The sequence below is a fragment of the Myxococcus faecalis genome (assembly GCF_050039385.1).
GTDB classification, from domain to species: Bacteria; Myxococcota; Myxococcia; order Myxococcales; family Myxococcaceae; genus Myxococcus; species Myxococcus fulvus.
Genome location: NZ_CP144336.1, coordinates 10,909,387 through 10,930,723, shown reverse-complemented (window position 1 = coordinate 10,930,723; position 21,337 = coordinate 10,909,387). Strand labels below are relative to the sequence as shown.

The following is a 21,337-nucleotide window of genomic DNA, read 5'->3' as shown; positions in this document are numbered from 1 at the left end:
AGCCGACGCGAGCGCCTGCCCGGCACGACTATTCGAAGGTCAGCGAGGAGCCACCGGACAGGTCCTCCTCCAGCATCTCGGGGCGGCCGAAGACGCGCACGTGGCTGCCGCCCGAAGCGCTCACTCGCAAGGTGTCGGACACTCGCAGCGAGGCCATGCCGCCGCCGCTGGACTCCAGCGCCGCCTCCCGCGACGCGAGCTTTCCCGCATACACCTCGCTCCCACCCGACAGGTCCAGCCTCATCTGGCGCGCCTCGCCCTCCAGGAGCGCATACGCGCCTCCGCTCAGGGAGAGCGCCACCGACTGCGCGCGCAGCTCACGCACCAGGATGGCGCCGCCTCCGCTGGCGGACACGCTGAAGTGATTCGCGTCGACGCCGCCCGTCACGTCCGTGCGCCCGCCACCCGAGCGCTCCAGCGCCTCCAGGCTCGGCACCACCACCTCGACGCGCAGCGGATTGGGCGAGTCCCAGCCCACCGAGCCGTGCCCGCCGAAGTGCACCCGCAACCGGTCCCCGTCGTGGTCCGTCCGCATGCGGGCGACGAGGTTGTCATCGCCGATGATGAGGACCGAGTGGGGCCGCGTCGGGTCCACCTGGACGTGCGCGGGGATGCCGTCCTCCACCTCCAGCCGGTCGAACACGGGCGTCGTCCGCGACTCCTCAATCGAATGCCCGCTGCCCTCCAGGTGGTGCCCGAAACCACAGCCCGACAACCACGCCGCCGCCAGCAGCGCGAGCCCCGCGCCTTGCTCCCGTGCTCCCAGTCGCATCGTCCCGCTCCCGTGTCCGACAGGTCCGGGCACTGGAACACCGCGGGGGCCGGGATGTGTCACCCGGGCCCCCACGGAGCTCGCGAAAGGGGGGCCTACGCGTTCAGCGCCGCGGCGTGGTGCCGCAGGTGGTCCTCCATGAACGTGGAGACGAAGTAGTAGCCGTGGTCGTACCCCTCGTGGATGCGCAGGGTGAGCGGCTGTCCCGTGGCGGCGCAGGCCTCGCGCAGCAGCTCCGGCTTGAGCTGCTCCTGGAGGAACTTGTCGCCCGTGCCCTGGTCCACCAGCAGCGTGGGAAGGTGCTGCTTCGCGGCGCGGATCAGCTCCGTGGCGTCATACGCGCGCCACGCCTGGGTGTCCTCGCCCAGGTAGCCCTTGAAGGCCTTCTGTCCCCACGGCACGCGCATGGGCGCGACGATGGGGGCGAACGCGGACACGGAGCGGTAGCGCCCGGGCTGCCGCAGCGCCGACACGAGCGCGCCATGGCCTCCCATGGAGTGGCCGAAGATGCCCTCCCGGTCCTCGCGGGCCGGGAAGTGTCCGGCGATGAGCGCGGGCAGCTCCTTCGTGACGTACGTGCCCATGCGGTAGCGCGCGGACCACGGGGCCTGGGTGGCGTCCAGGTAGAAGCCCGCCCCCACGCCGAAGTCCCAGGACGCGTCCTCGCCCGGATACCCCGCGCCCCGAGGGCTGGTGTCCGGCGCCACCAGCATCACCCCCAGCTGTGCCGCCACACGCTGCGCGCCGCCCTTCGTCAGGAAGGTCTCCTCCGTGCACGTGAGGCCCGCGAGGTAGTAGAGCACCGGCACCTTGCGCTCCCGCGCCTGCGGCGGGACGAAGACGCCGAAGCGCATCTCGCCCCCGCACGCCTCGGACACGTGCTTGTAGAAGCCCTGCGTGCCGTCGAAGCAGCGGTGCTGGCTGAGGAGCGTGGGCGCCGCCGTCATGAGTACTTCACCACGCTGCGGATGGACTCTCCCTTGTGCATCAGGTCGAAGCCCTGGTTGATGTCCTCCAGCTTCAGCGTGTGGGTGATGAGGTCGTCGACGTTGATCTTCCCGTTCATGTACCAGTCGACGATCTGCGGCACGTCCGTGCGGCCGCGCGCGCCGCCGAAGGCGCTGCCCTTCCACACGCGCCCGGTGACGAGCTGGAACGGCCGCGTCTTGATCTCCTGCCCCGCGCCCGCCACGCCGATGACGATGCTCTCGCCCCAGCCGCGGTGGCAGCACTCGAGCGCCTGGCGCATCGTGTTCACGTTGCCGATGCACTCGAAGCTGTAGTCCGCGCCGCCGTTGGTCAGGTTGACCAGGTACGGCACCAGGTCGCCCTCAACCTCCTTCGGGTTGACGAAGTGGGTGAGGCCGAACTTCTCCGCCATGGCCTTGCGCGCCGGGTTGATGTCCACGCCGACGATCTGGTCCGCGCCCACCATGCGGGCCGCCTGCACCACGTTGAGGCCGATGCCGCCCAGGCCGAAGACGACGACGCGCGCGCCGGCCTCCACCTTGGCCGTGTACACGACGGCGCCGATGCCCGTCGTCACGCCGCAGCCGATGTAGCAGACCTTGTCGAACGGAGCGTCCTCGCGAATCTTCGCGACGGCGATCTCCGGCAGCACCGTGTACTGCGCGAAGGTGGACGTGCCCATGTAGTGGTGCACGGCCTGCTTGCCCAGGCGGAAGCGGCTGGTGCCGTCCGGCATCAGGCCCTTGCCCTGCGTGGCGCGGATGGCCGTACACAGGTTCGTCTTGCGCGACAGGCACGACTTACACTGCCGGCACTCGGGCGTGTAGAGCGGGATGACGTGGTCGCCCTTGCGCACCGACGTCACGCCCGGGCCCACGTCCACCACCACGCCCGCGCCCTCGTGGCCGAGGATGGCGGGGAAGAGCCCCTCCGGGTCCGCTCCGGAGAGCGTGAACTGGTCCGTGTGGCAGATGCCGGTGGCCTTCAGCTCCACGAGCACCTCGCCCGCCTTGGGTCCCTCCAGGTGCACCGTCTCGATGACCAACGGCTTGCCTGCCTCGAGCGCCACCGCCGCGCGCACGTCCATACACGAGCCTCCCTGTGAGAAATGAAGGGCGGGAGCGTAATGCGCGGCGGGCGGGCGTCGCACGACGGATTCGCTCGCTGATGCCTGGCGGACGCTTCCGGGGCTTATCGACAAATGAAGAAGGGCCTGGAGCCGACGCGCGGTTCCAGGCCCTTCGGGCAAGGCAGGGGCGGGACTACGGCGTGCCGGCCGCGGCCTGGGCCTTGGCGGCCTTCTGCGCCTCGCTGAACTTCTTGGTCATCTCCGCGAACTGACCCTGGTACTCGTCCATCTTCTTCTGGTGCTCGGCGGCGCGGGCGTTGGCCTCGTCGACGATGGTCTTGTCCTTGGCGTTCTCGGCGGCCTCGGACAGCGCCATGTCCTTCTGCTGCCGCTCGTACTCCATGAGGCGGCCCATCACGACGCGCTTGTTGAGGTACGTGTTGGCGGAGTTCGGGTTGATGGCGATGACCTGGTCATAGATGCTCAGCGACTTCTCCAGGTCCGCCTTGACGATGGGGGCCGACATGGAGCGCGCGCCGCCCTTCTGCGCGTAGATCTCCGCGATCCACCCGAGGGACGCCTCGTCCTTGGGCTCGATCTTGAGCGCCTCGTTGAAGTACTTCTCCGCGTCCTCCAGCGTGCCGCCCTTCATGTGCATGCTGGCCAGGGTGCGGTAGGTCTCGGCCTTGTCCGCGGGGGTGGTCTTCATCTCGAGGATCTTCAGGACGGCCTCGCTGGCCTTGTCCATCTGTCCGAGCTCGAGGTGGGCGAAGGCCTTCTTCTCCCAGACCTTCTCCTGCTTGGGGTCCGCCTGGAGCGACAGGGCGTAGGCCTCGGTGGCCTCCTTGTACTCCTTCTTCGCCAGGTGGTTGGTGCCCTTGACGCGGTTCTGCTTGGCGACGTCGTTCTCCTCGCTACAGGCCACGGTGCCACCCAGTGCGAGAACTCCGACCATCAGACCGACTCGTGCCAGTCGCTTCATGTGTGTGAACCTCTCGAGCGGGCCTGGGGAGTCGACCCCGGCCCAGTCCATCCTGCTGTTCGCTCAGCGTGGGACCCGCCCTCACGCGGATCCGGAATCAGGGGCGAGCATACCCGAAGTCACGGCCCCGCCACCCAGGAGCAGCGCGCGCCTGCCTCCCTGCCTTCCGGCCACCCCCTCCTGGGCCCCGGTCCACCCGACGTGGGGGCGCCTGTGGACACCCGGGGTGTGGGGGCGCTGCTAGGGTGCGGCCCCGTGTTTCCCCCCGTCGGAGCTCTCGCGCCATGACCGTCCTCACCCGACGTACCGTCCTCCAGGGGCTCGCCGTCACCGCCGCGGGCTGTGCCTCGACGCGCCCCCTCGTCGCGCCGCGCTCCGGACCGTCGCTGCTCCTGGGCGCGCAGCTGGGCGACGTGCGCACCGGGGCCGTCAGCGTCTGGGGCAAGGCGGAGCGGGCGTCCCGGCTCGTGGTGGAGTGGAGCGAGGACTCGCGCTTCGCCCGGGGCGTCCACCGGGTCGAGGGGGGACGGCTCACGGCCGAGACGGACTTCACCGGCGTGGTGGACCTCACGGGGCTGCCTCCGGGGCGGCAGCTCTTCGTGCGGGTGCTCGCGGAGGAGGGCGGTGCCACGGGGGAGGCGTGGACGGGGAGATTCCTGTCGGCCTCGGATACCGCCCGGGACCTCTCCTTCGCCTGGAGCGCGGATGTCTGCGGGCAGGGGTGGGGCATCAACCGGGAGTGGGGTGGGTATCGCGGCTTCGCGGCCCTGCGCGCGCTGAAGCCGGACTTCTTCCTGCACGTCGGCGACGTCATCTACGCGGACAACCCGCTGTTGCCCGAGGTGACGCTCCCGGACGGGCGCGTGTGGCGCAACGTCGTCACGCCCGCGAAGTCCAAGGTCGCCGAGACGCTCGAGGAGCTGCGCGGGAACTTCGCCTACAACTTCCTCGACGAGTCCCTGCGGGCCTTCGCTCGCGAGGTGCCCATTGCGTACCAGTGGGACGACCATGAGGTGCGCAACAACTGGTATCCGGGCCGCTCCATGGCGGAGGACCCGCGCTACACGCGGGTCTCGGATGACGGCGTGCTCGGTGCACGGGCGCGTCAGGCGTTCTTCGAGTACTCACCCGTGGGCGGCGCCGCTCGCGCGGAGGGGCGCATCCACCGTCAGCTCTCCCAGGGGCCGCTGCTGGATGTCTTCATCCCGGACGTGCGGGCGTTCCGAGGGCCGAACACGCTCAACCGTCAGACGAAGCAGGGCCCGGAGACGGCCTTCCTGGGACGCGCGCAGCTCGATGGCTTGAAGCAGGCCCTGGCGTCCTCGCGCGCGACGTGGAAGGTGATTGCGACCAGCATGCCGCTGGGGCTCGTGGTGCCCGCGGAGAAGACGCCGGACGGTCCGCTCATGGAGGCCTGGGCCAACGGGCCGGGCGCGCCGATGGGGCGCGAGCTGGAGCTGGCGGAGCTGCTCTCGTTCCTGAAGGAGCGACGGGTGCGCAACGTGGTGTTCCTCACCGCGGACGTGCACTACCCGGCGATGCACCACTTCCATCCGGACCGGGCGCGCTTCCGGGACTTCGACCCGTTCTGGGAGTTCGTCGCGGGGCCGCTCAACGCGGGGACGTTCGGCCCGAGCCCGCTCGACGAGACCTTCGGCCCCGAGGTGAAGTGGCAGAAGCCGGCCACGGTGATGAACGCGGCGCCGTGGGAGGGGCAGCAGTACTTCGGCAGCGTCCGCATCCAGGGCGCATCGGGCGTGATGACCGTGGCCATCCACGACCTCACGGGCAAGGCCCTGCATCAGGTGGAGCTGGAGCCGAGCCGATGACGTGGGTGGTCATCGTGTTCTCGCTCGGGGCGGCGGCCTTGGGTTGGCACCTGATGACGAACCGGCGCGCGCTTCCGGTTCCGTCGCTCGGGGCATGTGCTCGCTGTGGGAAGGCGCGCGAGCTGCTCGACGAGGAGCTGGATGACCATCACCTCGACGCGGAGCAACGACGCCACGAGCAGAGCGGCGCCGTGGACTATCACGTCTGGTGGTGCGGCTCGTGCGAGGAGGGCGTGGTGGTGCGCAACACCGCCTTCGAGCAGACCTGGAGCCCGTGTACCGGGTGCGGCGCACGCGCGACGTTCAGCGTGCACACCGTCGCCGCCGCCACCGAGCGCAAGGGCGGAGAGCTCCGGGTCGAGGTGACGTGTCCGGCCTGTGGCCGCGTCGACAGCCACCGTCGCTATACGCCCCGCATCCCTCCTCGGGGATGACTCACGTGGTGAGCACGAGCTTCACCAGCTCCGGAGGACTGCCCACGCGCATGGGCGGTCCCCAGAAGCCGCAGCCCCGGCTCACGTAGATGTGCGAGTCCTGATGGCGGTACAGGCCCGCCACGTGCTCCCAGGCGAAGTTGATGAGCAGCGTCATGGGCACGAGCTGCCCGCCGTGCGTGTGGCCTGAAATCTGGAGGTCCATCCCGCGCTCCGCGGCCACCTTGAAGTTCGCGGGCTGGTGCGCGAGCAACACCGCCGCGCGCTCCGGGGCCCTCCCTTGGAGCGCGAGATCCAGGTCGTAGCCCTTCTGGTTGCGTCGCTTCCAGCCGCTCCAGTCATCCACGCCGACCAGGTCCAAGGATGCGCCCGCGTCACCGATGCGCACGTGGCGGTTGCGCAGCGACTGGATGTCGAGCGACTGGAGGAACGTGGTCCACTCCACGTCACCCGAGTAGTAGTCGTGATTGCCGGTGACGAAGTAGCTGCCGTACCGCGAGCGCAAGTCCCGCAGCGCCGCGACGGAGGGACCCAGCGTGGGCACGTCGCCGTCCACCAGGTCGCCGGTGATGGCGAACAGGTCCGGCTTCAGCGCGTTGGCCTGCCGCACCAGCTCGTCCATGAACCGGCGCTGGATGAACGGGCCCACGTGGATGTCCGTGAGCTGCACGATGCTGAGCCCGTCGAGCGCGCGCGGCAGCTTGGGAATCCGGATGGCGACCTCGGTCACCATCGGCGGCGCGAAGGCTCGCCAGTGGCCGTAGGACGCGAGGCCACCTCCCGCGATGGCCGCGCCTCCCGCCAGCGCGCGTCCGAGGAACTTCCTCCGCTCCGGGTCGATGGGCTCCTCGTTCGGGGACGCGAGCGGCGTGGCCCGGCGCTGCTGGAGGCGGCGACCCAACACGAGGAACGCGCGGGCGAGGTCCATGGCTCCCAGGGCCAGCACGAGGCAGAGCGCCACGCCCATCCACGTGTACGTGGCCACCGTGACGGTTTGCTCGTGCTGCTCGGGGACGGCGTCCAGGAGCGTGCGTCGCAGCCCCAGGAACAGCGTGAGCAGGCCCAGGACGACCATGGCCACGAGCCTGCCGACGCGGCCTCGCACCAGCTCACGCACCAGTCGCCGGTAGAGATACAGGTGGCCCAGCACCGCGCCGAGGCCGATGAGCATCGAGAAGGAGGAGAACCGGAACGGCATGGGGATGTGCCCGGGCTGAGAACGGACGGGCAGGGTAGCACGCGGCCTCGGGCCCGACCGTGTCCCGGAGATTGAACACTGAGCGTGGCACACGGCGGACGAGAACCGGCCAGGTGTGCTCCGGGCAGGTAGATTCCCCGGCCGTGACAGCAGGCGAGCCTCGGGAGGGGACACACATGGACAAGGTCATCGTCATCACGGGGGCGAGTGGAGGAATCGGCGCGGAGCTGGCGCGGGTGGCGGGCGCGCGTGGGGCGAAGCTGGTGCTGGCGGCCCGTCGCAAGGATGCGTTGGAGACGGTGGCGACCCGCTCCGGCCGGGACTCGCTGGCGGTCGTCACCGACGTGACGTCCCGCGCGCAGGTGGAGAAGCTGCGCGACGCGGCGCTGGAGCGCTTCGGTCACATCGACGTCTGGGTGAACAACGCGGGGCGCGGCATCACCCGCTCCGTGGCGGAGCTCACCGACCAGGACCTGGACGAGATGTGGCGAGCCAACGTCAACAGCGCCCTCTACGGGATGCAGGCCGTCCTGCCGCACTTCCAGGCACGCAACGCGGGGCAGATCCTCAACATCTCCAGCACGCTGGGGCGCCTGCCCGTCGTGCCCCATCGCTCCGCGTACAGCGCGGCCAAGCACGCGCTGAACGCGCTGAGCGCCTGTCTGCGGCAGGACCTGCACAAGACCCATCCCGGCATCCACGTCACGGTGGTGATGCCGGGCGTGGTGGCCACGGAGTTCGGGACGAACGCTCTGGGAGGTGGGCCGGACTCGCGCATGCTGCCCGGCGCGCAGCGGGTGGAGGAGGCCGTGGAGGTCATCCTCGACGCCATCGCGCATCCGCGCCCGGAGGTCTTCACGCGGCCCGCGGCGCAGCAGGAGGTGGAGCGCTACTACCGCGACGTCGCCGCCTACGAGCTGGACCCCGGCGCTCGCCCCGGACGCTGAACGCGCGAGGCCCGGGAGGCGTGCTCCCGGGCCCGACGCGACGTCACTCGTAGCGCAGCGACTCGATGGGCGCGAGGCTCGCGGCGCGGCGCGCGGGCCAGATGCCGAAGAACACGCCGACGGTGGCCGAGAAGGCGATGGCCAGGACGATGGCCTCGGGCGCCACCACCATCGTCCACCCCATGAGCTTCTGCAGCAGCGCGGCGCCGCCCACGCCCAGCGCCAGTCCCAGCGTGCCGCCCGCGAGGCAGAGCACCAGCGACTCCACCAGGAACTGGAGCAGGATGTCCGTGCCGGTGGCACCCAGCGCCTTGCGCAGGCCGATCTCGCGCGTCCGCTCCGTCACCGAGACGAGCATGATGTTCATGATGCCGATGCCGCCCACCAGCAGGGAGATGGCGGCGATGCCCGCCAGGAGCAGCGAGAAGGTCTGCGTCGTCTCCTGCACCGTCGCGAGCAGCGACGCCTGGTCGCGGATGTTGAAGTCCGCCTGCTCCTCGGGGCGCAGCCGGTGCTCGCGGCGCAGCTTGAGGTCGATCTCCGCCATCGCGTCATCCATGGCGCCCTCACCCGAGGCCTGCACGGCAATCGAGCGGATGCGGTTGCTGCCCATCACCCGGAACTGCGCGGTGGCCAGCGGGATGTAGAGGCTCTCGTCCGGGTTGGAGAAGCCCTGCGAGCCCTTCTCTGCGAGCACGCCGATGACCTCGAAGGGGATGCCGCGGATGCGAATCGTCTCGCCCACCAGCGCCGAGGAGTCCCGCACCCCCAGCTGCCCGGCCGCCAGCGCGCCCAGCACCACCACGCGGCGCCGGCCCTTGTCCTCCGCCTCGGTGAAGAGCCGCCCCGAGACGATGTTCGACTCGTTGATGTTGAAGTACGCCGGCCACGTACCGACGACGGACAGGTTCGCGTTGCCTGCGCCGTACTCCACCTGGAAGCGGGACTCGATCTCCGGGGCCACGTTCTGGATGTGCTTGGGGTTGGCGCGCAGCGCCTCCGCGTCGTCGATGGTCATGGTGGCCTGACCTCGGCCGAGACCGCCGGAGAAGGACTGTCCAGGGCGCACGGTGAGGACGTTGGTCCCCAGCGTCTTGAGCCGCTGCTCCACCGAGCGCTGGGCTCCCTCGCCCAGCGCCACCATGGTGATGACCGCCGCGATGCCGATGACGATGCCCAACATCGTCAGCAGGGAGCGCAGCTTGTTGGCGAGGACCGCGTCGAACGCGACCCGGATGATTTCTCCCATGACCTGTCCTCCTCCTCCTGCCGCCGACTACCGTCCGCCGCGCATGCCGCCGCCGCCCGCACCCGGAATCATGCCGGCCGACTGACGCATGCGCTCCGAGCGCTGCTGCTGTTGCTGCTGGAGCTGCGCCACCGACACCAGCATCACCTGGTCGCCCTCCGTCAGGCCGCTCAGCACCTCGGAGCTCTCCCAGTCGCTCAGCCCCAGCGTCACCCGGCGCGGCTCCGGTCCGTTCGGCCCCTTCACGAAGACGATGCCCGGCCGCGTGTCCCCGGTGCCCTGACGACCCTCGCGCCCACCGCCCCGGTTGCGACGGCCGCCACCCTCCGCGCCCGGCTCCGCCGCCTGCGCGCTCACGTTCACCGGCGTCGCTCCACCCGGCGCCACCGCGCCCTTGTCCGCCGCGCCCTCGGGACGCGCCGCCGCGTCACCGCCCGGCGCCCCCGCGTTGCCGCTGCCGCCCGTCGGCCGCATCAGCGAGCGCACGGACTCCTCGGTCAGCCCCACCGCGAGCGCCGCGGCGCGCGCGTCCCGCAGGCCCACCACGGCGGAGTTGGGGACGGTGATGGCGTCACGCCGGCGGGAGATTTCAATCGCCACCTCCGCGTTCATGCCCGGCCGGAGCAGGCCCTCCGGGTTGTCCAGGCGCACGAGCACCGGGAAGAGGGTGACGTTCTGCTCCACCAGCGCCTGCGGTTCGATCTTCACGACCTCGCCGATGAACGTCCGGCCCGGGTATGCCTCCATCGTCACGCGCGCCTTGAGGCCCGCCTTGAGCTGGCCCACGTCCGTCTCGTCCACCTTGGCGCGCACCTGCATCACCGACAGGTCCGCCATCTTGAACAGCGTGTTGCCGCCGGACACGTTGGAGATGGCCGAGGCGATGATCTGCCCGGGTTGGATCTGCCGCTCCAGCAGCGTGCCCGAGCTGGGCGCGCGGATGGTGACGTCGCGGCTGCGCTCCTTGGCGAGCTGGAGGTTGGTCTCCGCGCGCACCTTGGCCGCCCGCGCCGTGGCGAACGCGTCGATGGCGGACTCGTACTCCTGCTGGGTGACGTAGCCGGACTGCCGCAGCGACTCCATGCGCTGGCGCTGGGCGTCAGTCGTGTTCAGCCGCACCCGCGCGGACTCCACGTCCGCCTGCGCCTGCGCGAGCGCATTCTGCACGTCGCGCGGGTCGATCTCCGCCAGCAGGGCGTCCTTCTCCACCTTGTCGCCGGTGTCGAAGAGCACGCGGAGCACCTCGCCGGAGGCCTTGGACTTCACCTCCACCACGCGCAGAGGCTCCACCAGGCCCGCGGACTCCGCGACGACCTCCATGTCCCGGCGCTCCACGACGGCCACCGCCGCCGAGCGCTCGGGCGTCTTCGGCTGGCTTCCCTGCTGGGTGGCGTACACGCCCGCGCCAATCAGGACCGCCGCGACACCCGTGATGACCACCTTCTTCACCTTGCTCACGACGACCTCCAAATCTTCGTGGCCTTCTCCATCCAGGAGACGGACCTGCTCAGTGCTTCTTCAGCTCGTCCCGCTCGATGACGCCGTCCTTCAGGAACAGCACCCGCTGCGCGTGCGCCGCGATGTCCGACTCGTGCGTGACGAGCATCAGCGTCTGTCCCTGCGAGTGCAGCTCCCCGAAGAGGGCCATGATCTCCTCGCCCGTGCGACTGTCGAGCGCGCCCGTGGGCTCGTCCGCGAGCAGCAGCGCCGGCTGCGTCACCAGGGCGCGCGCGATCGCCACGCGCTGGCGCTGGCCGCCGGACAGCTCGTTGGGGCGGTGGTCCTTGCGGCTGCCCAGGCCCACCTTGTCCAGCATGGCCGCGGCGCGCTCCAGGCGGAGCTTCTTGGGCACGCGCGCGTACACCAGGGGCAGCGCCACGTTGTCGAGCGCGGACGCGCGCGGCAGCAGGTTGAAGCTCTGGAACACGAAGCCCAGCTCGCGGTTGCGGATGCGCGCCAGCGCGTTCTCCGTCATGCCCGCCACCGGCTGGCCGTTGAGCCAGTACTGGCCCTCGCTGGGCACGTCCAGGCAGCCGATGAGGTTCATGAAGGTGGACTTGCCCGAGCCGGACGGGCCCATGACGGCCACGTATTCGTTGCGGCGGATGGTGAGGTCCACGCCGCGCAGCGCGCGCACCACCTCCGAGCCCATGGTGTAGTCCTTGCAAAGGCCCTCCACCCGGATGACCACGTCCGCGATGTCGCGCGCCTTGTCGGCCGGTGCTCCCGTCGTGTCGTTCATGGGTGTCGTCACAGCTGCCTCCCGGCGAGCGCCTCCAGCTCCGCGTGCGCGATGCGATAGTCGAAGCGCGAGGACACGAGGTTGATCTCCGCCTGGACCAGGTTCTCCTGGGACGTCAGCAGCTCCAGGATGGTGGTGGCCCCCAGACGGTAGCGCTCTTCCTGCACCTTCAGGTCCTCGCGCGCCACCTCCACCGACTGCTCGGAGAGGCCGATGCGGTCGGCGGACAGGCGCAGCTGGTTGAGCGCCTGGTGGGCACCGGTGCGCACCGCGCGCCGCGTGTCCGCGAGCTGCACCTGCGACACCACCTCCGCCGTCTTCGCCCGCTGCACGCGCTCCTCGCGCAGGAAGCCGTCGAAGATGGGGTAGGAGAGTCCCAGCCGGACGTTCCAGCTCGTCCTGCCGCCATTGAAGCTCGGGTCCTGGTTGAACCAATCGTAGCCGGCGGACAAGCGCACCGTCGGCAGGTAGGTGGCCTTGGCCACGTCCACGCCCGCCGCGGAGGCGCTCAGCGTGGAGGCCGCCGCGAGCACCGCGGGGGCCTGCGCCTCCAGGTCCGACACCAGCGTCTCATCGGAGACGGCGAGCGGCTTCGGGTCCAGGTTCTCCGTGCCCTTGGCCTCCACCGCGCCCTCCGCGCCGATGAGCCGTCCGAGCGCCAGGGCCGCGGAGGCGCGCTGCGTCTCCGCCGTGCGCAGGGCATCGCGCGCCGTGGTGTGGTCCAGCTGCGCGCGCAGCAGGTCCGAGCGCGTCGCCGAGCCCACCGCCAACCGGCGCTGCGCGGCCTCCTCGTTCTGCCGGGCCCGTTCGATGCGCGAGCGCGCCACGTTCTCCAGGCCCGTGCCGCGGAGGACCTCGTAGTACGCGCGCTGCACCTCGAGCACCGCGCTGGCGCGCTGCGCCCTCAGCTGCGCGGAGGCCGCGCCCGACTGGGCCTTGGTCTGCTCGCGCGTGGCGCTGCGCTGGCCGCCGGTGAAGACGTTCCACCCGGTGGACAGGCCCGCGCTGTAGTTGTCGGCCGAGCCGTTGATGACCGCGCCCGTCACCGGCTCGACGCGCTGGGTGCTGGAGAGCGAGCCGCTCGCGCTCGCCGACAGCGTGGGGATGTACGCGCCCACGGCGCTGCGCTCGGCCGCCGCCGCGTTGGTGACGTTGCCCTCGGACTGCGCCACCGCCGGGTTCGTCTTCAGCGCCCGCGCGATGGCCTCCTCCAGCGAGACGCTGGGCACCTCCGGCTGGGCCTGCCTGGTGACGCCCAGGTCCGTGGGCACCGCCTCGCTCGGAGCGCTCGGCTCCTTCGGAGGCGCCGCGGTCTCCGCCGGCGCGGGCACCACGCCCGCCTGGGCGAGGCCCAGGAGGGCGACCTTCGTGGGCGCATCACCCGGCAACAGCGCGGCGCCCTTCGTCGCGCCCGCCAGACCCGTACCGGGCACCACCACCACGCCGAGCATCCCCAGGGTCAGCGCCGTCAGCCGCTGGGGCCGCCTCTTCAACCACGCTTTCCGGAGCATCGTCATCGCCGCCATGTCCCGTTGCAGGCCGGTGCGCTCCTGGCGCTCCGGCGTTCCCAGGCAGGGTCGATTGCATGCACCTTGCCACATTTCAACCCTGCGGAATCACATGGAAAATGTCTCCACCGACTGCGGGAGTCGCCGGTGGGGTGCGGATTCCGCATGCGCTCGACGCGGCTCGTCATCGGGGGATGGGGCCATGGGCCTCGTGCTTGCACAACAGAGTCTCGAAGAGAGGTGGTGACCCGGCTCGGGCGCCACCCCCAACCCTCGGGGAGAGACAGATGGGCTCGGCAGCGTTCAAGCAAGGAGGAGCCCACGCGGCGCCACGTCGTGACGGAAGGGAGTGCGGATTCCGCATCCTGGATGCAGAGTTCGCAGCGAGTGGAGGAGCCGCATGGAGTGGAAGACACCCGGAGCGAGGGCCGCGTCGATGAGTGGCCCGGCCCGTTGGAGACCGCGGGGTCCCTGGATGCCCTGGGTGGCGGCCGGGCTGATGTGCGCGGTGCTGCTGTCCGCCGTCGTGTTCATCCGTCGCTCGGCGCTGGAGTCGTCCTCGCTGGTGGTGCGCGGCATGGCGAACGTGCTGATGCTCGCCGGCGTGGAGGCCTTCCGGGAGGGCACGGGCGTGCCGAGCCAGCAGGCGCTGGAGGCCTTCCTGAACACCCACCAGGAGGGCGGGCTGCGCTACGTCGCCATCGTCGAGGACGGGCAGGTGCTCGCCTCGGCGGGTGTCGGCTCGTTGGGGAAGATCGAAGACGGCACGCAGCTGCGCTTCGAGGAGGGGCGGGGCCGCTTCATCCACCGGCTGCGCAAGCCGAGGCCGCCGGACGGCCCGCCCGCCGTGAGCGGGACGCCGCCGATGGTGGAGCCTCCTGTCTCGCAGGAGCCTCGCCGCAACCTGCGCATCGGCTACGACTTCGAGCCCGTCACGGCGCTGGAGTTGAAGGAGCGCTCACAGCGGCTGCTGTTCGTGGCCGCGGTGTCATGCATGGGCATCCTGGGGCTGGCGTTCGCGTTCTCGCGCTCGCTGGCGCAGCGTGAGGCGCTGGCGGCGGAGCTGGAGCGTGGGCGTCGGCTGGCGGCGCTGGGCACCATGTCCGCGGTGCTGGCGCACGAACTGCGAAACCCGCTGGCGTCGCTCAAGGGGCATGCGCAGCTGCTGGCCGAGCGCGTGGAGCGCGACGAGGTGCTGCGTCCCAAGGCGGACCGCATCGTCGGCGAGGCGGTGCGGCTGGAGCAGTTGATGAACGACCTGCTGAACTTCGTGCGCAGCGGCGAGCTGCGCCGCTCGGGCACGGACCCCAACGAGGTGCTGCGCGCGGCGGTGGAGGCCACGGGTGAGTCGAGCGTGGAGGCGCGGTACCTGCCGGGCCACGAGAAGGTGGAGCTGGACGCGGGCCGCTTCCAGCAGGCGCTGGAGAACGTGCTGCGCAACGCGGTGCAGGTGAGCCCCGCGGGGCAGCGCGTGGAGGTGGGGGTGGCGCAGGAGGGGCCGGCGCTCGTCTTCACGGTGAGGGACCATGGTCCGGGCATCCCCAAGGGCGACGAGGAGCGCATCTTCGAGCCCTTCGTCACCGGGCGCCTGCGGGGCGTGGGGTTGGGGCTGGCCATCACCCGCCGCATCGTCGAGCTGCATGGGGGCTCGGTGAGCGCGAGGACGCACGCGGAGGGAGGCGCGGAGTTCCGCCTCACCGTGCCGGCGAGGGGGACCTGAGATGGCGCGCATCCTGGTGGCGGATGACGAAGAGGGCGTGCGCTCGTTCATCGCGGAGGCGCTCGAGGTGGAGGGCCACGCGGTGACGACGGCGGCCGACGGCGAGGAGGCCGCGCGGCTGTTGTCGAAGCAGGGCGTGGATCTGCTCGTCACGGACCTGCGCATGCCGGGCATGGACGGGCTGACGCTGTTGCGCAAGGTGCGCGAGGAGCAGCCGGACGTGGAGGTCATCGTGCTCACGGCGGTGGGCTCGGTGGAGAGCGCGGTGTCGGCGATGAAGGCCGGCGCGTTCGAGTACCTGCTCAAGCCCGTGGGCAGTCCCGCGGAGCTGCGGCTGACGGTGGCGCGGGCGCTGGAGCGGCGCGCGCTGCTCAACCTGAAGACGGAGGCGCGCCAGTCCACGAGCGAGGTGGTGCTCAGCTGGGGCGCGCCGACGATGGGCCCGGTGGTGGAGGCGCTGCGCAAGGTGGCGCCCACGCAGGCCACGGTGCTGCTGGTGGGGGAGAGCGGCACGGGCAAGGAGGTGGCGGCGCGCGCGCTGCATCAGTGGAGCGAGCGCTCCGAGGGGCCGTTCATCGCGGTCAACTGCGCGGCGTTGACCGAGACGCTGTTGGAGAGCGAGCTGTTCGGCCACGAGAAGGGCGCGTTCACGGGCGCGGTGGCGCAGCGGCGCGGGCGCATCGAGCTGGCCCAGGGTGGCACCTTCTTCCTGGACGAGGTGGGCGAGCTGAAGGCGGAGCTGCAGGCGAAGCTCTTGCGTGTCTTGCAGGAGCGGCGCTTCGAGCGCGTGGGTGGGACGCGGACGCTGGAGGCGGACGTGCGCTGGGTGGCGGCGACCAACCGTGACCTCAAGACGATGATGGCGCACGGCGAGTTCCGCGAGGACCTCTACCACCGGCTGGCGGTGTTCCCCATCCGGCTGCCCTCGCTGCGCGAGCGACGCGAGGACCTGCGGCCGTTGGCGGAGCTGCTGCTGCGGCGCATCGGCGAGGAGCTGGGACGTCCGGGGTTGAAGCTGTCACCGGAGGCGTCGGAGCGGCTGGAGTCGTTCGCCTGGCCGGGCAACGTCCGGGAGCTGCGCAATGCACTGGAGCGCGCGGCCATCCTCGCGGACGGCGCGGTGGTGGAGTCGCGTCACCTGTGGCTGGACCCGACCAGCGCGCCGACGTCCACGCCGACGCCGGCGGTGGGAGCGCGGCTGCCGGACAAGACGTTGGAGGAGCTGGAGCGGATGGCCATCGAGCAGGCCATCGCGGACGAGGGCGGCAACCGCAAGCGCGCGGCCCAGCGACTGGGCATCGGCCTGCGGACGCTCTACGACAAGCTGCGGCGCTACGGGATGCAGTAGCGCCGCGGGGCGCGGCTCACGGAGGGCCGTAGCCCTGCACGCGGGAGTTGAGCTCCACCGCGGTGGCGTAGATCTGCGCCCACGTGCGGTACTTCAGCCGGTCGCCGAAGCCCTTCTGGTCATTGGCGTAGTCGAACAGGTCCTTGCGGAAGAGCGCGTCGGCGGCCTTGCGCGCGTCGCCGCTCAGGGGCGTGCCCTTGCGGTCGAAGTAGCGCAGCAGGTCGTACCCGTAGTCGTGCGTCTTCGCCGCGGGGTCGAACTCCTTGTCCGGTCCAATCTTGCCGGGCGCGGACGCGGAGCCGTGCGGGTCCTGCATGCGCTGACCGTGCTTCGTCTGGATGGCGAAGGGCTTGTAGCCCATGACCTTCTCGAAGTCGGCCGGAGGAGGACGGGCACCCGTGAGGTACTCCGTCATCAGCTTGCCGTGGTCTCCGGCGGGCGCCTTGCCCACGCGCGCCGTGGCGGCCGTGCCCTTCGTGAAGGTGTCCTCGGTGTTCGGACGGACCAGGGCCGTGTTCTGGGCCTTCTCCGAGGCCGGAGCCTCCGAGGCGGAGGGCGTCTGGCGGCGGGGGGCGACGGGAGCGTTGCGAACGAGCATGAAGGGACCCGGGGGAAAGCTTCTCTCGGGTTGTCGCAATTTGTAGGGTGGAAGTTGCGCGGGTGGGATTGACGCATCGCATTGTGAGAAGGAGAGCACGTGGGCGCGGACCTGTATCGAGACGGAGTGGCTCGGCTGGAGGCGGGGGATGGGCGGGAGGCGGCGCGCCTGTTGGAGGCCGCGCTTCGCGAGGCCCCCGGAGACGTGAAGGTGATGCATGCGTTGTCGCGGGCCCTGGATGTGACGGGCGAGCGGGAGCGCTCCGTGCAGCTCCTGGAGTTGGTTCACGCGAAGGCGCCCTCGGACCCCGAGGCCGCGTGTGAGCTGGCGATGGCCCTGCTGGAGCGCACCGAGGACGCGCGCGCGGCGGAGGTCCTGGCGCCGGTGCTCGCGGCGCAGCCCGACCACCCCAGGGCGAACCTCTGCATGGCCATGGCGCTGGCCAAGACGGACCCGGAGCGGGCGAAGGCTCACCTGAAGCCCGCGAGCCGGAGCGCGGACGCGGACCAGCGGGAGCAGGCGGCGGCGCTGGAGCGCGTGTTGTCGGGACAGTCCCCCGGCTGAGGCCAGGGCCTCACGTCAGCCGGACACAGGCCTCGATGTTGTTGCCGTCCGGGTCCAACAGGAAGGCGGCGTAGTAGGAGAAGCCGCCCTCGCGGACACCGGGGGCGCCGTTGTTCCGTCCTCCCGCGGCGAGGCCCCGCTGGTGGAAGGCGTCCACCACCTCGCGCTCCTTCGTGGAGAACGCGAGGTGGAGCGGGCTGCGCGCCGGCGCGTGCTCGGCCGTCCAGGTCGATGGCCGCAACGTGCCCACCCAGAGGAACGGCGACTTCGCGTCCGTGCCGAAGATGACGAAGCCCTCCCCGCGCTCCAGGACGCCCAGGCCAAGCGGTTTCAGGCACGCCTCGTAGAAGCGCACGCTCGCGTCCAGGTCCGTCGTCACGAAACCGAAGTGGTCGAGCTGGAGCATGCCCGTACGGTGTGGACCCGCCCGTTCCCTCGACAAGCTCCTCCCGGAGTGCCGGGCGCCTGCCTTCCCGCCTGGATAGCGTTTTGAGTGTTATGCTGCTTTTGCGGCTTATCGCTCATCCTTGTCGAGGGCTTCATGTCAGTCCTGCGTCTGCGTCACATCTTCGTGTCCCTGGCGGTGGGGCTGGTGGCGGCGGCCCCCTCCGCGCTCGCGCGAGGGCGCTACTACAACGACTCCGGCAGCATCGAGACGACCCATCCTTCGTGGATGAGCTGGGTGTCGAACTCGACGAGCCTCGCGTCGTTGTCCATCCCCGGCACGCACGACACCATGGCGTATCAGTCGTATGGCGGGAGCCTGACGCAGACGCAGTCGTTGGACCTGCGCAAGCAGTTGGATGCGGGCGTGCGCGCGTTGGACATCCGGTGTCGACACATCGGCGACCGGTTCACCATCCATCACGGCGTGGTGTACCTGCACGTCAACTTCGATGACGTCCTGCGCACCACCATCCAGTTCCTGAGCGACAACCCCACCGAGACGGTGGTGATGCGCGTGAAGCGCGAGCACACCGAGGAGGACATCACCCGGAGCTTCAACCAGACCTTCGAGTGGTATCGCGACCAGCCGGCCTACAGTCCGTATCTCTGGCGAGGCTCGCATGTGCCCACGCTGGGCGAGGTGCGCGGGCGCATCGTCGTGTTGGACGACTTCGCGGGGGGCGCTTACGGCATCCCCTGGGGGGCGCTGGAGCTCCAGGATGACTGGACCGTGTCGCAGCTCGCGGACATCGACGACAAGTGGAACAAGGTCCGGGCGCACCTGGACCGGACGCAGGGTGGCGCGCCGTCGAAGCTGTTCGTGAACTTCCTGAGCGGCGCCTCCGCCATGGCGCATCCGCTCCATGTCGCGGGCGGCATCAACGTCCTGGGCATCGGCTATCGCGGGGTGAACGACTTCGCCATCGACCACCTGGTGGGCGGGTACGCGCAGCGCGCGGGAATCCTGATGATGGACTTCCCCGGGGCGGGCCTGATTGACGCCATCCTCGCGCTCAACGTGCGGCTCCTGCCGAGCAGCGCGGCGCTCCCTCCGGACTTCGGCATCATCTTCCGGAACACCGCGCACACGGTGGGCGGTGACGCCGAGGCCCGGTGGCGCGGGACGCGGGCGTTCCTCCAGAACGCGGCGCCGGGGCGGTACTGGCACATCCTGGCGCTGAAGCGGGAGTGGGGCGGCTGGATGCACTACGAGGGCGCGTTCCTCCAGTCCGACTCCATGGATGAGTACACGCACCTGGCCTTCACGACGCGCACGGTGACGAGCGTGGTGGGGCCCGCGTATCTCGCCAGCTACGTGAACGGGCAGCTCGGGAGCCTCTCTGGCGGCGCGGGAGATCGGGCCACGCAGCTCCATGGCCGGCTGAGTGCGCGCTTTCCGTTCCAGCTCTGGTCCGTGGTGGTGAAGCGCTCACCGGGAGGCCTGAGCAACTGGGCGTACTCGGACTACGGTCGTGGTTACAAGACGTCGTCGGGTGATTACACGTATGCGGTGCAGGGGTACTCGGCGGGGGACGGCGTGTACCTGCACGAGCACGGGGGCCACGAGGGCAACGTGATGCGGCTCACGTCGAGTGTCGGCAACCTGGGGGACTTCGGCTTCAACGACGTCACCAGCTCCGTGACGGTGCTCGGCTCATATCAGGCGACGCTGTGTGAGCATGCGTTCATGTCTGGACGGTGTTTCAGCACGTCCTCCAGCATCGACAGTGTCGACTCGGTGGCGGGCGGGCCGTGGAATGATCGCATCTCCTCGCTCGCTGTCTCACGCTAAGGGACCCGGGGCCGTGGTCGGCGGTGAGCACGTGAATCATGTTCCCGGTGGGAGGGGACATGAGCAACGAAGGCACCGGCTTGGATGGGGTGGCCCCGATGGTGTTGGGGCCGCGTCTCAGGAATCGACGTGGAGCCGTGGAGGTCTCGCTGACGAACCAGGTCGCGGACCTCCAGCTCATCCGGGTGGGGGTGGTGCGGGTGAACGGGCGCGAGGTTCCGCTGGAGGACATCGTCCTGGTCCCCGAGGAGGGGGCCGTGTGGCCCGGTGTGGACCTGTCGTCCCGGTGTCCGTTCCTCTTCGAGCGACAACGGCGTGTGTGGCTCCGGGTCGGTATTCCGCCGCTCGCGATGGGGGAGCACCGCGTCGAGCTGGAGCTCGAGTGTGGGGTTCATGGCGTCATCCGCGCGGACGTGACCCAGGTCATCGACGAGCCGCATCCGGAGGCGGATGGGCGGATTCCGCGCGCCCCGGATGACGACTTCGCCGAGGGGGTCGTCCGCGCGCGGCGGGCCCACGCGGAGCAGTGGGCTGGGACGCGGCTGAGCCATGTGTCGAGCCCCTCGTTCGAGCCCGCGCATGCGAGGAACGCGTGTGAGCACTTCACCGGGGTGGCGCAGGTCCCGCTGGGCCTCGCGGGACCGCTCATCATCCAGGGAGAGTACGCCCACGGTCCGTACCTGATTCCGCTGGCCACGACGGAGGGCGCGATGGTGGCGAGCTACAACCGGGGCATCAAGCTGCTCAACGCGTGTGGCGGAGCCCGCTGTACGGTGCTGGAGGATGCCATGCAGCGCGCGCCGGTCTTCGTGTTCGACGATGCGAGGGCGGGGCGTGATTTCTCGCGGTGGCTGCGAGCGAACGAGTCCGCCATCGCGGAGCAGGCCGAGGCGACGAGCCATGTGGCGAAGTTGCTGCGCCTGGAGACGTATCAGCTCCACCGGTTCGTCTTCGTGCGGTTCAACTTCGCGACGGGGGACGCGGCGGGCCAGAACATGGTGGGAAAGGCCACGTTCGCGGCGCTGCTCTGGATTCGCGAGCAGTATCCGCACATCCGAGCGAGCTTCCTGGATGGGAACGTCTCCACCGACAAGAAGTCGTCACGGCTGAACATCCTCCAGACGCGGGGCAAGCGCGTGACGGCGGAGGTGGTGGTACCCAAGGCGCTGTTGCTGGAGAAGATGCGGACCTCCGTGCAGCAGGTCGTCCTGTTGCAGCGGGTCAGCGCGGAGGGCTCCAGCCTCGCGGGGGCGCACAACAACGGGTGTCAGTCCGCCAACGCGCTCGCGGCGTTGTTCATCGCCACCGGCCAGGACGTGGCGACGCTGGCGGAGTCGGCCGCGGGCGACCTGTACATGGACGAGACGCCGGAGGGCGACCTGCATGCCTCCATCACGCTCCCGTCGCTGGTGCTGGCAACACACGGAGGTGGCACGGGGCTGCCCACGCAGCGCGAGTGTCTGGAGCTGATGGACTGCTTCGGGCGAGGCAAGGTGCGTCGGCTCGCGGAGATTGTCGCTGGCGTGGTGCTCGCGGGGGAGCTGTCGCTGGCCTGCGCGGTGGCCTCCGCGTTGGGCTCGGAGGAGTGGGTGACGAGCCACGAGAGCCTGGGGCGACATCACTGAGGGCGCGCCGGCCGCTCGCGAGAGGCCGGCGCCTTACTGTCTCC

At 70.4% G+C, this 21,337-nt stretch carries 19 protein-coding genes; 8 read left to right on the top strand and 11 right to left on the bottom strand.

What is annotated here, in order from left to right:
• Nucleotides 1-28: 28 nt before the first annotated feature.
• The 4 genes from VZQ01_RS43225 to VZQ01_RS43210 form a co-directional block, all read right to left on the bottom strand.
• On the bottom strand, nt 29-772 hold the full coding sequence (locus VZQ01_RS43225; RefSeq protein ID WP_223750028.1) for a head GIN domain-containing protein: 744 nt from the start codon (nt 770-772) through the stop codon (nt 29-31).
• A 95-nt stretch (nt 773-867) separates the two neighbouring features.
• Nucleotides 868-1,719, bottom strand: coding sequence for an S-formylglutathione hydrolase (gene fghA, locus VZQ01_RS43220; RefSeq protein ID WP_223750027.1), 852 nt, complete (start codon nt 1,717-1,719; stop codon nt 868-870).
• Nucleotides 1,716-2,828, bottom strand: coding sequence for an S-(hydroxymethyl)glutathione dehydrogenase/class III alcohol dehydrogenase (locus VZQ01_RS43215; protein ID WP_046713461.1), 1,113 nt, complete (start codon nt 2,826-2,828; stop codon nt 1,716-1,718). Before VZQ01_RS43215 ends, fghA begins: the two co-directional genes overlap by 4 nt.
• A 175-nt stretch (nt 2,829-3,003) precedes the next feature.
• The gene (locus VZQ01_RS43210) at nt 3,004-3,792 is read right to left on the bottom strand and encodes a tetratricopeptide repeat protein (RefSeq protein ID WP_223750026.1); all 789 of its coding nucleotides are present in this window, start codon (nt 3,790-3,792) and stop codon (nt 3,004-3,006) included.
• 284 nt (nt 3,793-4,076) lie between these two features.
• Here VZQ01_RS43210 and VZQ01_RS43205 point away from each other — a divergent pair, with 284 nt between their 5' ends.
• Nucleotides 4,077-5,621 (top strand): alkaline phosphatase D family protein, encoded by a 1,545-nt coding sequence (locus VZQ01_RS43205; RefSeq protein WP_223784378.1) that lies wholly within the window; start codon nt 4,077-4,079, stop codon nt 5,619-5,621.
• Nucleotides 5,618-6,055 (top strand): hypothetical protein, encoded by a 438-nt coding sequence (locus VZQ01_RS43200; RefSeq protein ID WP_223750024.1) that lies wholly within the window; start codon nt 5,618-5,620, stop codon nt 6,053-6,055. The genes VZQ01_RS43205 and VZQ01_RS43200 overlap by 4 nt, the downstream gene beginning before the upstream one ends.
• 1 nt (nt 6,056) lies before the next feature.
• Here the strand turns inward: VZQ01_RS43200 and VZQ01_RS43195 are convergent, their stop codons facing one another.
• On the bottom strand, nt 6,057-7,253 hold the full coding sequence (locus tag VZQ01_RS43195) for a metallophosphoesterase (RefSeq protein WP_426746558.1): 1,197 nt from the start codon (nt 7,251-7,253) through the stop codon (nt 6,057-6,059).
• A 176-nt stretch (nt 7,254-7,429) separates the two neighbouring features.
• Here VZQ01_RS43195 and VZQ01_RS43190 point away from each other — a divergent pair, with 176 nt between their 5' ends.
• Nucleotides 7,430-8,200, top strand: coding sequence for an SDR family oxidoreductase (locus tag VZQ01_RS43190; RefSeq protein ID WP_223784380.1), 771 nt, complete (start codon nt 7,430-7,432; stop codon nt 8,198-8,200).
• A 43-nt stretch (nt 8,201-8,243) separates the two neighbouring features.
• On the opposite strand, the gene VZQ01_RS43185 is transcribed toward VZQ01_RS43190, so the two are convergent.
• From VZQ01_RS43185 to VZQ01_RS43170, 4 genes are read right to left on the bottom strand one after another with little or no spacing between them, the layout of a single operon-like run.
• Nucleotides 8,244-9,449 (bottom strand): ABC transporter permease, encoded by a 1,206-nt coding sequence (locus tag VZQ01_RS43185; RefSeq protein WP_223750021.1) that lies wholly within the window; start codon nt 9,447-9,449, stop codon nt 8,244-8,246.
• 27 nt (nt 9,450-9,476) lie between these two features.
• Nucleotides 9,477-10,907 carry an efflux RND transporter periplasmic adaptor subunit gene (locus VZQ01_RS43180; RefSeq protein WP_223750020.1) on the bottom strand — a complete coding sequence of 477 codons (1,431 nt, stop codon included), beginning with the start codon at nt 10,905-10,907 and terminating at the stop codon, nt 9,477-9,479.
• 49 nt (nt 10,908-10,956) lie between these two features.
• Nucleotides 10,957-11,691, bottom strand: a complete 735-nt coding sequence (locus tag VZQ01_RS43175) for an ABC transporter ATP-binding protein (RefSeq protein ID WP_223750044.1) — start codon at nt 11,689-11,691, stop codon at nt 10,957-10,959.
• A gap of 8 nt (nt 11,692-11,699) precedes the next feature.
• A complete protein-coding gene (locus tag VZQ01_RS43170) occupies nt 11,700-13,184 on the bottom strand; it encodes a TolC family protein (RefSeq protein ID WP_223750019.1) in 1,485 nt (494 codons plus the stop codon).
• A gap of 490 nt (nt 13,185-13,674) precedes the next feature.
• On the opposite strand from VZQ01_RS43170, the gene VZQ01_RS43165 reads away from it, so the two are divergent.
• Together VZQ01_RS43165 and VZQ01_RS43160 are read left to right on the top strand one after the other, a co-directional pair.
• Nucleotides 13,675-14,919 carry a sensor histidine kinase gene (locus VZQ01_RS43165; protein WP_408890573.1) on the top strand — a complete coding sequence of 415 codons (1,245 nt, stop codon included), beginning with the start codon at nt 13,675-13,677 and terminating at the stop codon, nt 14,917-14,919.
• A gap of 1 nt (nt 14,920) precedes the next feature.
• On the top strand, nt 14,921-16,267 hold the full coding sequence (locus VZQ01_RS43160) for a sigma-54-dependent transcriptional regulator (RefSeq protein WP_223750017.1): 1,347 nt from the start codon (nt 14,921-14,923) through the stop codon (nt 16,265-16,267).
• Nucleotides 16,268-16,283: 16 nt separating this feature from the next.
• Here the strand turns inward: VZQ01_RS43160 and VZQ01_RS43155 are convergent, their stop codons facing one another.
• Nucleotides 16,284-16,865, bottom strand: coding sequence for a hypothetical protein (locus VZQ01_RS43155; RefSeq protein ID WP_223750016.1), 582 nt, complete (start codon nt 16,863-16,865; stop codon nt 16,284-16,286).
• A gap of 99 nt (nt 16,866-16,964) precedes the next feature.
• Between VZQ01_RS43155 and VZQ01_RS43150 the strand changes: the two genes are divergently transcribed.
• Nucleotides 16,965-17,429 carry a tetratricopeptide repeat protein gene (locus VZQ01_RS43150; protein ID WP_223750015.1) on the top strand — a complete coding sequence of 155 codons (465 nt, stop codon included), beginning with the start codon at nt 16,965-16,967 and terminating at the stop codon, nt 17,427-17,429.
• Nucleotides 17,430-17,439: 10 nt separating this feature from the next.
• Here the strand turns inward: VZQ01_RS43150 and VZQ01_RS43145 are convergent, their stop codons facing one another.
• Nucleotides 17,440-17,835 (bottom strand): VOC family protein, encoded by a 396-nt coding sequence (locus tag VZQ01_RS43145; protein WP_223750014.1) that lies wholly within the window; start codon nt 17,833-17,835, stop codon nt 17,440-17,442.
• Between the two features lie 135 nt (nt 17,836-17,970).
• Here VZQ01_RS43145 and VZQ01_RS43140 point away from each other — a divergent pair, with 135 nt between their 5' ends.
• Together VZQ01_RS43140 and VZQ01_RS43135 are read left to right on the top strand one after the other, a co-directional pair.
• Entirely contained in the window at nt 17,971-19,668 is a 1,698-nt protein-coding gene (locus tag VZQ01_RS43140; RefSeq protein WP_426746557.1) for a phosphatidylinositol-specific phospholipase C domain-containing protein, read from the top strand.
• 59 nt (nt 19,669-19,727) lie between these two features.
• Complete coding sequence (locus VZQ01_RS43135; protein WP_426746556.1) at nt 19,728-21,293, top strand: hydroxymethylglutaryl-CoA reductase; 1,566 nt, start codon at nt 19,728-19,730, stop codon at nt 21,291-21,293.
• Nucleotides 21,294-21,337 lie beyond the last annotated feature (44 nt).

Bases quoted from the DNA above. Each gene is read 5' to 3' on its own strand.
- VZQ01_RS43185 (WP_223750021.1), bottom strand. From the start codon at position 9,449: ATGGGAGAAATCATCCGGGTCGCGTTCGACGCGGTCCTCGCCAACAAG.
- VZQ01_RS43205 (WP_223784378.1), top strand. From the start codon at position 4,077: ATGACCGTCCTCACCCGACGTACCGTCCTCCAGGGGCTCGCCGTCACC.
- VZQ01_RS43155 (WP_223750016.1), bottom strand. From the start codon at position 16,865: ATGCTCGTTCGCAACGCTCCCGTCGCCCCCCGCCGCCAGACGCCCTCC.
- VZQ01_RS43135 (WP_426746556.1), top strand. From the start codon at position 19,728: ATGAGCAACGAAGGCACCGGCTTGGATGGGGTGGCCCCGATGGTGTTG.
- VZQ01_RS43145 (WP_223750014.1), bottom strand. From the start codon at position 17,835: ATGCTCCAGCTCGACCACTTCGGTTTCGTGACGACGGACCTGGACGCG.
- VZQ01_RS43200 (WP_223750024.1), top strand. From the start codon at position 5,618: ATGACGTGGGTGGTCATCGTGTTCTCGCTCGGGGCGGCGGCCTTGGGT.
- VZQ01_RS43210 (WP_223750026.1), bottom strand. From the start codon at position 3,792: ATGAAGCGACTGGCACGAGTCGGTCTGATGGTCGGAGTTCTCGCACTG.
- VZQ01_RS43160 (WP_223750017.1), top strand. From the start codon at position 14,921: ATGGCGCGCATCCTGGTGGCGGATGACGAAGAGGGCGTGCGCTCGTTC.
- VZQ01_RS43190 (WP_223784380.1), top strand. From the start codon at position 7,430: ATGGACAAGGTCATCGTCATCACGGGGGCGAGTGGAGGAATCGGCGCG.
- VZQ01_RS43195 (WP_426746558.1), bottom strand. From the start codon at position 7,253: ATGCCGTTCCGGTTCTCCTCCTTCTCGATGCTCATCGGCCTCGGCGCG.
- VZQ01_RS43175 (WP_223750044.1), bottom strand. From the start codon at position 11,691: ATGAACGACACGACGGGAGCACCGGCCGACAAGGCGCGCGACATCGCG.
- VZQ01_RS43215 (WP_046713461.1), bottom strand. From the start codon at position 2,828: ATGGACGTGCGCGCGGCGGTGGCGCTCGAGGCAGGCAAGCCGTTGGTC.
- VZQ01_RS43165 (WP_408890573.1), top strand. From the start codon at position 13,675: ATGCCCTGGGTGGCGGCCGGGCTGATGTGCGCGGTGCTGCTGTCCGCC.
- VZQ01_RS43225 (WP_223750028.1), bottom strand. From the start codon at position 772: ATGCGACTGGGAGCACGGGAGCAAGGCGCGGGGCTCGCGCTGCTGGCG.
- fghA (WP_223750027.1), bottom strand. From the start codon at position 1,719: ATGACGGCGGCGCCCACGCTCCTCAGCCAGCACCGCTGCTTCGACGGC.
- VZQ01_RS43140 (WP_426746557.1), top strand. From the start codon at position 17,971: ATGTCAGTCCTGCGTCTGCGTCACATCTTCGTGTCCCTGGCGGTGGGG.